10 protein-coding genes are annotated in these 9,910 nt (G+C 66.4%); 5 read left to right on the top strand and 5 right to left on the bottom strand.

What is annotated here, in order from left to right; all coding sequences use genetic code 11:
* Nucleotides 1-175 precede the first annotated feature (175 nt).
* Nucleotides 176-874, bottom strand: coding sequence for a LuxR C-terminal-related transcriptional regulator (locus J5F18_RS05525; RefSeq protein WP_346301324.1), 699 nt, complete (start codon nt 872-874; stop codon nt 176-178).
* A gap of 872 nt (nt 875-1,746) precedes the next feature.
* A complete protein-coding gene (locus J5F18_RS05520; protein ID WP_346301323.1) occupies nt 1,747-2,613 on the bottom strand; it encodes a bifunctional nuclease domain-containing protein in 867 nt (288 codons plus the stop codon).
* Nucleotides 2,614-2,877: 264 nt separating this feature from the next.
* Between J5F18_RS05520 and J5F18_RS05515 the strand changes: the two genes are divergently transcribed.
* Nucleotides 2,878-3,216, top strand: coding sequence for an MmcQ/YjbR family DNA-binding protein (locus tag J5F18_RS05515; RefSeq protein ID WP_346301322.1), 339 nt, complete (start codon nt 2,878-2,880; stop codon nt 3,214-3,216).
* Nucleotides 3,217-3,253: 37 nt separating this feature from the next.
* On the opposite strand, the gene J5F18_RS05510 is transcribed toward J5F18_RS05515, so the two are convergent.
* Nucleotides 3,254-4,009 carry a TIGR01458 family HAD-type hydrolase gene (locus J5F18_RS05510; RefSeq protein ID WP_346301321.1) on the bottom strand — a complete coding sequence of 252 codons (756 nt, stop codon included), beginning with the start codon at nt 4,007-4,009 and terminating at the stop codon, nt 3,254-3,256.
* Between the two features lie 233 nt (nt 4,010-4,242).
* On the opposite strand from J5F18_RS05510, the gene J5F18_RS05505 reads away from it, so the two are divergent.
* The 3 genes from J5F18_RS05505 to J5F18_RS05495 all read left to right on the top strand — a co-directional run bounded on the left by J5F18_RS05505 (nt 4,243) and on the right by J5F18_RS05495 (nt 6,799).
* Nucleotides 4,243-5,535 carry an MgtC/SapB family protein gene (locus tag J5F18_RS05505; RefSeq protein WP_346301320.1) on the top strand — a complete coding sequence of 431 codons (1,293 nt, stop codon included), beginning with the start codon at nt 4,243-4,245 and terminating at the stop codon, nt 5,533-5,535.
* Nucleotides 5,536-5,648: 113 nt separating this feature from the next.
* Nucleotides 5,649-6,077 (top strand): VOC family protein, encoded by a 429-nt coding sequence (locus tag J5F18_RS05500; protein ID WP_346301319.1) that lies wholly within the window; start codon nt 5,649-5,651, stop codon nt 6,075-6,077.
* Entirely contained in the window at nt 6,074-6,799 is a 726-nt protein-coding gene (locus J5F18_RS05495; RefSeq protein ID WP_346301318.1) for a DUF899 domain-containing protein, read from the top strand. The genes J5F18_RS05500 and J5F18_RS05495 overlap by 4 nt, the downstream gene beginning before the upstream one ends.
* 293 nt (nt 6,800-7,092) lie before the next feature.
* Here the strand turns inward: J5F18_RS05495 and J5F18_RS05490 are convergent, their stop codons facing one another.
* Entirely contained in the window at nt 7,093-7,986 is an 894-nt protein-coding gene (locus J5F18_RS05490) for an arylamine N-acetyltransferase (protein ID WP_346301317.1), read from the bottom strand.
* Between the two features lie 149 nt (nt 7,987-8,135).
* Here J5F18_RS05490 and J5F18_RS05485 point away from each other — a divergent pair, with 149 nt between their 5' ends.
* On the top strand, nt 8,136-9,017 hold the full coding sequence (locus J5F18_RS05485; protein ID WP_346301316.1) for a hypothetical protein: 882 nt from the start codon (nt 8,136-8,138) through the stop codon (nt 9,015-9,017).
* Here J5F18_RS05485 and J5F18_RS05480 read toward each other — a convergent pair.
* Nucleotides 9,014-9,907: a LysR substrate-binding domain-containing protein gene (locus J5F18_RS05480; RefSeq protein WP_346301315.1), complete on the bottom strand. Its 894-nt coding sequence runs from the start codon at nt 9,905-9,907 to the stop codon at nt 9,014-9,016. The two genes, J5F18_RS05485 and J5F18_RS05480, sit on opposite strands and share 4 nt — an antisense overlap.
* Nucleotides 9,908-9,910 lie beyond the last annotated feature (3 nt).

The following is a 9,910-nucleotide window of genomic DNA, read 5'->3' as shown; positions in this document are numbered from 1 at the left end:
GCACGCTGGCGCAGCGTGAATTTTTCAGCGTACCGGTAAGCGTCAATCAGAGCCTCCTGCTCGGCATGAGTGAGAGAGGCAACTAAGCGGTGTCGCATGTGCACGTCCTGGTGCTGCGGAAAACAAAGTGCCCATTATGCGCAAAGACTTAGGTGCTGTCACTTAGCAGTGACTATCAAGTAAAATCGTTGCTGCATGCTTTCTCCCCCCTACGACGTTGAAGCTGGAAAAGCGGGGGCGGAGCACCGAGATTCTGCCTGGCCCAATTAACGGCCTGGGTTCGATTGTTAACACTAATCTTCTTGAAGATGTTATAGAGATGAGACTTCACTGTATGCTCACTGACAAAGAGTCGGTCAGCAATCTGAATGTTGGAGGCCCCCGAACCCAGCAACCCGATAATCTCGACCTCTCGCTGAGTCAAGCCACAAGCGGGGCGATATGAATTAAGCGACTGCTTCCGGAACAGCTTGATCAGGCGGGTCATCAGCGACCTGGACATCCATAGATGCCCCTCCAGAAGCCGACCGATGCCCTTGCAGATCATCTCAAGGGAGTCAGTGCGATAGAAAACCCCGGAAAAGTCCATATAGGACAACAGTTCGGCCGCATGCTGCTCATCATTGAGATTAAGGGCCGCAACATATACCTTGTCGTTACTGGAAAGCAGCTCCTGCCACTTCTGCATCCCTCTTTCATTCACATGATTGACATCAATAAGCACCAAGGACACGTCATCATCAATTTTTGCTTCTTGATTGCTTGGCGATATCAGCGACACAATGCAGTCGGCATTATTTTTAATATAGTCGATAAAAAGCAATGTCTGAGGGTTATGCTCCGTCACGAAAGCTCCCCGGTTTCTTATATTCATAGTTCCCTCCTATATGACCCAGCTCCGATCGATGCGTTATTTTTCGCTGTCGCTACTGGAAGGAAGCATGAACCGCAAGGTGGTTTTAGTAAAGCTTTGTTACGCATTGTATTTCTTGATCACAAAAAGCGCTAGATGAATAGTACTTTTATCTTCATAAAAATCAATGATTTAGAAATTTCAATTTATTTTTATTCATTCCAATGAACGAAATACTCCAATTTTTTTCATGTTTAAGGTAACGATTCGTATACCTCTGGCAGGCAGTGATGCCTGAATCCCCTCCAGGGCTGCATAGGCCACAGCGCTGCCATCAGCAGGACGAGTGGAGCAGCGCCCCCCGTCAAGCGGTGGACAGTCAAGCGGTGGACAGCCAGGCGCAACGCCGCCTCGGCCAGCGGCAGGGCAAGGAGCCTCCAGCCGCGCGCCGAGGGCAACTCGATCCAGGGCTCTGCGGAGGGGGTGTGCAGGGGAAGGGGGGATAGCCGATCCTGCGGCTAGCCGCGTCGGACATGGTCGGGCACAGCCGACAGCGGGCGCTGCTGCCAGACCCTGCGGATCCGGGTCTGGCAGCAACTTTCACCGGCTAACCCGGATATTGCACCAGGCGCCGCGATGATCGTGCAGCCAATTGGTTTCACAGGCTTTATCCCGGTCGAGCGCCGTACCGGGGTGTACGGTCGAGTGAGGGAGAAAAGTCTGTGGGATCAAGGGGCAAGCGAGGGTGCGAGCGACTTTTCGCAATATCCGGGCCAAGGCCTGCCTGGTAAGCCGTGCTCACCGGGCGCCTACCCTGAGCACAGCATGGGGCAGTCCTTTCGCCTTGAAGACTCCCCCGGTGGCAGGTCAGGGGGCACGCTAGCCAAGCCCCCTCAGGCCTCTAGCTCCGGCGCACGGCGCCGTGGCACGGGGGTGGGCACCTCGGTGGAGAGCTCGACCTCGAAGATCTCGCCCTGCTGCCAGACCCGCAGCCGGGCCGGCTCACCCTCGGAGGTGTCTCGCACCAGCTCCAGGAAGTTGAGCGGGCTCTCCGGGGTCTCGCCGTTGACCTCGAGCAGCAGGTCGCCGGGCGCCAGCCCGGCCTCGGCGGCCTCGCCGCTTACGTCGCTGACCAGCACTCCGGTCCGGTCCGGCAGCCCCAGCGCCTCGCGCAGGTCGTCATCCAACGGGGTCACGGTGATACCCAGCGCCACTACCACCTGGTCGTCGAAGCCCTGGTACTCGATCTGGCGAGCCGCTTCCAACACCTCGGGGGCCACGTGGATGCTGGCCCCGGCGGTCAGCGCCAGGGCAATCGCATCGCTGGGGCGGCTATCGATGCGCACCGGCTCGTCGCGGCCGGACAGGGTCAACTCCAGCATGCCCAGGAAGGTACTGTCGGTCAGGGCGTCCACGTAGACCCGCGAGAGCACCGCCTCGACACCCTCCAGCACATCGCCGAGCAGTTCGTGAGTCAGCGGCCGCGGCGGGCGCTCGCCGGCCAGGGCGCGCAGAATGGCGTTCGCCTCGGTCACGCCGATGAAGATCGGGATCACCTCCCGAGCGCCCGGTTCACGCAGCAGCACAACCGGCACGCCGGTCAGGCCCGCCGTGCCGACGGTGGCCACCTCGACTTCCACCATCGTGTCGGGATCCACCGCCAGTTCCCGGGCGGCGGTAGTCCCAGCGGGCCAGGCAAGCAGCAGGAGACAGAGGAGTACCCACGGGTAGCGCAGCAGTGCAGGCAGCATCGAGGTCATGAGATCTCCGGTGGCCACCGTCCGGCATGCCGGAGCGGTAAGTGAATGAGGGCGTCTCTTCAGAATGGCAGCCAGCGCACCACCCTGCCATCTTTGTACCGGGCAGCGTCAGCGGCCTCCCACCCGGCCAGACGTTGCGTCGGCAGGGTGCACGGGGTCAAGGTCACAAGTTAGCGAAAGCATCAGATGAACAGCAGGTGAAGATCGGCCCCGGGGTTCTACGCTGTAATCGAGTCCCTATCGGGGCCATACCGGAGGAGCAAAATGACCGATGCCGACTTTCGTGAACTCGCCCTGGGGCTGCCAGGCGTCGTGGAACATGCCGAGATGGATCATCCCGACTTCCGGGTCGGCGGCAGGATCTTCGCCCTGCTGGGCCACCCCGACACCGGCTGGGGCACGGTACTGCTCCCGCCCGAGGAGTGCCAGCGGTTCGCCGAGGCGGATACCGAGCACTTCCAGCCAAGCGAAGGGGAGTGGGGTCGTCAGGGCGGCATGAGCATCTACCTGGCCGCCGCCAAGCACCCGCAGGTCCGCGAGGCACTGATCGCCGCCTGGCGGGACAAGGCGCCCAAGCGCATGCGCGACCACTTCCACGATTGAGCGTCGCCCCGCCGCGCTGTCGCCTCGCGCGTCCCGGCTAGCCTTGGGTGAGGAGGGCCTCGACCAGCTCGGCCAGGCTCGCCTCACAGCGCGCCCCCGGCGCCCGGGCCTCATCCCCTGGCCGGTACTTGCCGGCGCGCACCAGGCAGGCCGACAGCCCCGCCGCCAGGGCGGCGGCCACGTCGCACTCCACGTCATCCCCCACCATCAGCGCCTCCCTGGCCGCCACCCCGGCATCCTCGAGCACCGCGCGGAAGAAGTCGGCCGAGGGCTTGCCCAGCACCAGCGCCTCGAGATCGGCGGCGTACTCCAATGCCCTGACGAAGGGACCGGCATCCAGGTGCAAGGCCCCCGCCTGGCGGAAGTAGCGGTTGGTGCCCACGGCCAGCAGCGGCGCTCCCCGCTGCAGCAGCTGGAAGGCCGCATCGAGGTGGGCATAATCCAGACGCTGTTCGGCGTCGCCGAGCACCACGGCGTTCGGCGCCTCGCAGTCCAGGTCGGCGAACTCGGGCTCGAGCGCCTCATGGATCAGCAGGTAGGGGCGCAGCCGGTGGGCGACCAGGTGGCGCCGAATCGCCCCCGGCGCGGTGAACACCTGCTCCGGTCTCAACGAGAAACCCAGTCGACGCAGCTCCTCGCAGACCGCCGCCGAGGTCTTGCGCGAGGTGTTGGTGACGAAGCGCAGCGCCAGCCCCTCGGCCTGCAGCCGCGCCACCGCCGCCACCGCCCCGGGCAGGGCCTCGCCGTCCTCGTGCAGCACGCCACTGATATCGAGCAATACCGCCTTGAGCATTGTCGCTCCTCCGCTAGCCTCTTTCCCTCAAGACTAGACGCTCTCGACGCCTCCATGCCGCATCGCAACATGCACGCCCCGAACGGTCACCCTCCCGGCCCATCCAGGGATCTCACTGGCGGTGCCCGTCACGCTCAGGGCCCGATCGTCATCCTGGATATGCTACGACCCCGCTGGCCAGGGCCTGTCGGGAGAGCCACCCTGACAACAAGCACCCCGGGAGCCGCTCGCCCATGGAAGAGGTCACCCGTCAGTTCCTCGATGCCAACCAGCCGCTGATCCGGCTGGCGGTGGCCCTACTGCTGGGCGCCCTGATCGGCATCGAGCGCGGCTGGGTGGCGCGCGAGCAGCGCGCCGGTCAACGCATCGCCGGCGTACGCACCCATGCCCTGGTGGGGCTGCTGGGCGGCATCGCCGCACTGCTCTCGGATGAGCTCAGCGGCTGGGCCTTCCCGCTGATCTTCGTGGCGGTGGCCGCCAGCGCCCTGGTGGCCTGGCGGGCCCGGCTAGGTGACCCGCCGGACTACAGCATCACCGGGCTGATCGGTCTGCTGCTCACCTTCTGCTTCGGCGCCGTGGCGGTGGCCGTGGACCTGGCGGTGGCCACTGCCTGTGCCGTGACCACCGCACTGATCCTCGACAACAAGCGCGAGATCCATGGTCTGCTCAACCGGCTCCAGGCCCACGAGCTGGATGCCGGCCTCAAGCTGCTGGTGATCAGCGTGGTGATGCTGCCGCTGCTGCCCAACCGCCCCATGGGCCCCGGCGAGGTCCTCAACCCCTACGAGCTGTGGTGGATGGTGGTGCTGGTCGCCTCGGTCTCCTTCGTCGGCTACTTCGCGATCCGCGTGGGGGGCACCGAGAAGGGCATCCTCTTCACCAGCCTGTTCGCCGGGCTCAGCTCCTCCACCGCCCTGACCCTGCACTTCGCCCGCCAGTCACGCCTGGCCCCGGCCCATGCCCCGCTGCTGGCGGCCGGCATCCTGCTGGCCTGCGGCACCATGTTCCCGCGGATCCTGCTCTACACCGCGGTGATCAGTCCCGGGCTGTTGACGATGCTTTGGCTGCCGGTCGCCCTGATGGCCCTGGTGCTCTACCTGCCGGCGCTGTGGATCTGGCGCCGTCATCACCGCGAGAGCGTGACGGAGAGCCCCGGCCTGGTGAAGAACCCCCTGGAGCTGCGCATTGCGCTGCTCTTCGGTGCCCTGCTGGCTTCGATCATGCTGCTCGGCGAATGGCTGCGCGGCCTCCTGGGCGATGTCGGCATCTACCTGCTGGCCACTACCTCGGGACTGGCCGATGTGGACGCCATCACCCTCTCGCTGACCCGCATGTCGCTGGATGCCATCGCACCCCGAACCGCGGTGCTGGGCATCATCCTCGCTGCGTCCACCAACAACCTGGTCAAGGCGGGCCTCGCCGGCGCCTTCGGCACCCGCGACACCGCCTGGCGGGTGGCTGTCCCGATGCTGGCCTCGCTGCTGATCGGCCTAACCGCCGCCCAGGCCATGCGCCTGGCCGGCTGAGCCCACTCATTCGCGGGGCGAATGAACCAGACTGTCGAAAGCCCCCTGTCCCGTTCGACTCCTGTATGCCCTCGTCCCATCACCTTCACTTCCACGACGAAGAGGATTCTCTCATGCTGCTCAATGCCTACCTGATCTTCGACGGCGACTGCCGCAGCGCCTTCGAGTTCTACCGGCGTTGCCTCGGTGGCGAGATCGTCGCCATGCACACCTACGGCGAGGCCCCCGCCGAGGAGGCGATGCCCGCCGCGTCCCACGACAAGATCATGCACGCCCGGCTGGAGGTGGACGGCCAGGTGCTGATGGGCTCCGACAATCCTCCCGAGTGCCCCGTCCCCTACGAGGGCATCAAGGGGATCCATCTCACCCTCGGCGTCGATACCCCCGAGGAGGCCGAGCGGCTCTTCTCGGCCCTGGCCGACAACGGCACGGTCCAGATGCCCCTGGAAGAGACCTTCTGGGCCAAGCGTTTCGGCATGCTGGTCGACCGCTTCGGCGTGGCCTGGATGATCAACTGCGAGAAGGAGGCGCCGCCATCATGAACGACGTACCCCATCCCCCCATCGTCGAGCGCGAGGCGTGGCTCGCTGACCGTCTGGCGCTGCTGGAGCACGAGAAGGCCCTGACCCGTCAGTACGACAGGGTCAACGCCGAGCGCCGCCGGCTGCCGATGGTGAAACTCGACAAGGCCTACGCCTTCGACGGCCCGGAGGGCGAGGCGAGCCTGCTCGACCTCTTCGACGGGCGGCGCCAGCTGATCGTCTACCACTTCATGTTCGATCCGGCGTGGGAGAAGGGCTGTCCCGGCTGCACCGGCTTCGTCGATGCGCTGGGCGATCTCGCCCTGCTCGGCGAGCGCAATACCCGCTTCGTGCTGGTCTCCCGGGCGCCGCTGGCCAGGCTCCAGGCCTACCGGGCCGAACGCGGCTGGCATTGGCCCTGGGTCTCGTCCCATGGCAGCGACTTCAACTACGACTTCCATGTCACCCTGGACGCCGCGATCGCCCCGCCCGAGTACAACTACCGCCGCCAGGCGGAACTCGAGGCGCGCAGCGACGAGCCCCACTTCCAGAGCGGCGAATGCCACGGCCTGAGCGTCTTCTTCCGCCTCGACGAGACGGTCTTCCACAGCTACTCCAGCTATGCCCGCGGCTGCGAAAGCCTCACCAACGCCTATGCGCTGCTCGACCGCACGCCCTACGGGCGCCAGGAGGACTTCGAGGACTCGCCACCGGGCTGGCCGCAACGGCCCACCTATGGTTGAAGATCTGGCGAAGGGGATGGCCGAATACCATTGAGCGGGGCCACAGGGCCCCGCTCGCCTTCGCGCCACCGCACATGGCGGCGGTACGCGCTCGGCGTGAGGCCGGTCACCGCCGTGAAGCGGCATCGACGATGCCCTGTTCGACGCCACCCGCGCCCACTTCACGGAGGCCGGGCTGGTCGATCTGACCCTGGCGATCTGCGCTATCAACGTCTGGAACCGCATGGCGATCGGCTTCTCGGCCGATGTCGGCAGCTACCGGCCCGACTGAACCAGGGCGACCCGGCCGCCTCTCAGGTACCGAGTTGCTCGCCTTCCGACGAGGTCCCGGCGAGCGACTCGGCGCGCCGCCGCAGAACGACCTCCTGCTCCGGTGCCAACACCAGCCCGAAGCGCTCGCGCAGCACGCCGGGCAGTTCGGCGGCCTCGATCCGACGCACTTCCGGCGCCTCGCCGGGGCGGAAGGTCTTCAGTTCCAGATCGGTGAGCGCCAGGCGCTCCTCCGGCCCGTTGTACTGGGCCACGATGCGCCGAACGAAGGGCGAGTCCGGGTGATGGGAGACATGATAGTTGTGATCCGCGTAGTCGACCCGGAAATAGGGCTCGTCACTGAACTGGTAGAGATTGAACCAGCCATCGTGGCGCTTGTAGCGCAGCAGCCAGAGCCCCACCGGTGAGCGCTCCATCCGGTACTGCCAGGGGCCATGGCGCACCTCGCTACCCGCCGCCAGCGGAACCGGCTCGCGCGGCCCGACATTGCCGACCCCGACATCGACCAGCCAGTCGCGTCCCGCCACGCTCACCACCAGCATGGTATGGCCGACGGCGGTCATCTTGCGCTCGTCATCGCCCATCAGCATCCGCGCGCTGCGCCCCTCGACCCGGAAGCCGAGCCGATCCAGTACCGTGGCGAACAGGGTGTTCTGCTCGTGGCAGTAGCCGCCACGCCGGCGCCGCACCAGCTTGTCCTGCAGGCTTTCGATGTCGAGCCGGATCTCGCCACCGGTGACGATCTCCAGGTTCTCGAAGGGCACTGCCACGAGATGCGCCCGCTGCAGGGCGCGCAGCGTCTCCAGGCTGGGCGTCAGTGGCCCTTGGTAGTCGATGCGTGCCAGATAGGCCGCGAGATCGAGAGGCGAGGCCTCCCAGGAGGCGGACTCATGGGGCGGGGATACGGTAGCATTCATGCCCTGAACTCCTTTGCCGAGCGGCACCCTGCCGTGGTGAACGAGGTGATCGCCAAGGGCGACCATGCACCGCAGGCTAATACCTCAAGCCGACTTCAGGTAAAGAGAAAAATCCACTATCGACCCGATAGGATTGAGCCGGAGAGGGGATGAAACTGATCCTGAGCCGCAAGGGCTTCGACTCCTCCGCCGGCGGCGTGCCCAGCCCCATCTTCCCCGATGGCCGGCTACTCGCCCTGCCCATTCCGGATGGCCAGTCGCTCATCCGCTACCGGGATATCGCCTTTGACGGGGCCACCCTCGGCGACCTGGTCGCGCCCCTCACCCGGGGCAAAATCACTCAAGACGATGGCGCCCATCTCGATCCCGACCTGATCGAGGCGATGCTGCCCCGCCGACCGGGCTGGCGACCGATCTTCGGGCAGACCGGCCCGGCCCAGGGCCATCTGCGCAACCACGGCGTCGGCCCCGGGGATCTGTTCCTGTTCTTCGGGCTCTTCCGGCGCGTCGAGCGCCTGAATGGGACCTGGCGCTGGGTGCCCGACGCCCGCCCCCGCCACCTCATCTGGGGCTGGCTGCAGGTCGAGTCGGTGGTGCCGGTGGACGAGGCCCGCTCGAGCGACTACGCCTGGGCGACCTATCACCCGCACTTCCAGCGGCCAGGCGAGCCCAACAATGTGGTCTACCTGGCGAGCCGGCGGCTGCGCCTCGAGGGGCTATGTGAAGGGCTTGGCGAGACGCTGCCGGGCGCCGGCGCCTTTCCGCGCTTCGCGCCACAGCGTCAATTGACGGCCCCCGGTGCGACACAGACCTCCCACTGGCGGCTGCCCGCCTGGTGCTATCCCGAGGGTGACCGCACGCCCCTCAGCTACCACGCCAACCGGCAGCGCTGGCGAAAACACGCCGACCAGGTCGAACTGAAGGCGGTCGCCCGCGGCCAGGAGTTCATTCTCGACGGCGAGGAGTATCCGGAGGCCTGGCCCTGGGTACGCGACCTGATCCGGGCCCGAACATCGGCAAGCGACGCCTAACCGCGAAGGTCGCGAAAGGCCTCGATCACCCGCGCCGCCAACGCTTCGCCGGCCTCGCCGAGCCCGTCCCGGCGCACCAGCGCCACCTGGTAGTCGCCCAGTGGTGGCAGGGACTCGCCGTCGAGCCGACGCAGCGGCGGGCGAGTCAGCGCCAGGGGGAAGGGCGCCACCGCCAGGTCGGCGAGCATGGCGGCCTCCTGCCCCGCGCAGTGCTCGCAGGTGTAGGCGACGCGATAGCTCAGGCCGGCACGATCCAGGGCGTCCAGTGCCGCCTTGCGCCACGGGCAGCCGTGATTGGCCAGCGCCACCGGCAGCGGCGAGCGCTGGGCGGCGACCCCGCCCTCGCGCCCCACCCACACCAGCGGCTCGCTGTGCACGATCTCAGCCTGTGTCGACTGCCCCTGCATGCCGGCGGTGACCAGGATCAGGTCCAGCTCCCCGGCCTCCAGGCGCTGGCGCATGGCGGCACTGCTGCCCACCATCACATCGACCTGCACCGCCGGGTGCGAGCGGGCGAACTGCGCCAGCACGCCGGGCAGGATGCGGGTGCCCACGTCGTCGGTGGTGCCGAAGCTCACTCGCCCCTCCAGGGACGGCGCCAGGAACTGGGTCACCGCCTCCTCGTTGAGCTTGAGCAGCCGGCGCCCGTAGCCCAACAGCACCTCGCCCTCCGGCGTCAGGCGCACCCGGCGCGCCTCGCGCACGAACAGCGCCTGGCCCAGGGTCTCCTCCAGGCGCTTGATCTGCATGCTCAACGCCGAGGGGGTGCGGAACACCTGTCGGGCGGCCCGGGTGAAGCTGCCGCTCTCGGCGATGGCGACGAAGGTGCGCAGCACCTCGGTATCCAGCAATGGCAGCGGGGCACGCCCGGCCGCGGGCATCTCGGTCATGGC

The sequence above is a fragment of the Halomonas sp. BM-2019 genome (assembly GCF_017584085.1).
This window is presented reverse-complemented; position numbering and strand designations above follow the sequence as displayed.

Bases quoted from the DNA above. Each gene is read 5' to 3' on its own strand.
- J5F18_RS05525 (WP_346301324.1), bottom strand. From the start codon at position 874: ATGAATATAAGAAACCGGGGAGCTTTCGTGACGGAGCATAACCCTCAG.
- J5F18_RS05520 (WP_346301323.1), bottom strand. From the start codon at position 2,613: ATGACCTCGATGCTGCCTGCACTGCTGCGCTACCCGTGGGTACTCCTC.
- J5F18_RS05515 (WP_346301322.1), top strand. From the start codon at position 2,878: ATGACCGATGCCGACTTTCGTGAACTCGCCCTGGGGCTGCCAGGCGTC.
- J5F18_RS05510 (WP_346301321.1), bottom strand. From the start codon at position 4,009: ATGCTCAAGGCGGTATTGCTCGATATCAGTGGCGTGCTGCACGAGGAC.
- J5F18_RS05505 (WP_346301320.1), top strand. From the start codon at position 4,243: ATGGAAGAGGTCACCCGTCAGTTCCTCGATGCCAACCAGCCGCTGATC.
- J5F18_RS05500 (WP_346301319.1), top strand. From the start codon at position 5,649: ATGCTGCTCAATGCCTACCTGATCTTCGACGGCGACTGCCGCAGCGCC.
- J5F18_RS05495 (WP_346301318.1), top strand. From the start codon at position 6,074: ATGAACGACGTACCCCATCCCCCCATCGTCGAGCGCGAGGCGTGGCTC.
- J5F18_RS05490 (WP_346301317.1), bottom strand. From the start codon at position 7,986: ATGAATGCTACCGTATCCCCGCCCCATGAGTCCGCCTCCTGGGAGGCC.
- J5F18_RS05485 (WP_346301316.1), top strand. From the start codon at position 8,136: ATGAAACTGATCCTGAGCCGCAAGGGCTTCGACTCCTCCGCCGGCGGC.
- J5F18_RS05480 (WP_346301315.1), bottom strand. From the start codon at position 9,907: ATGACCGAGATGCCCGCGGCCGGGCGTGCCCCGCTGCCATTGCTGGAT.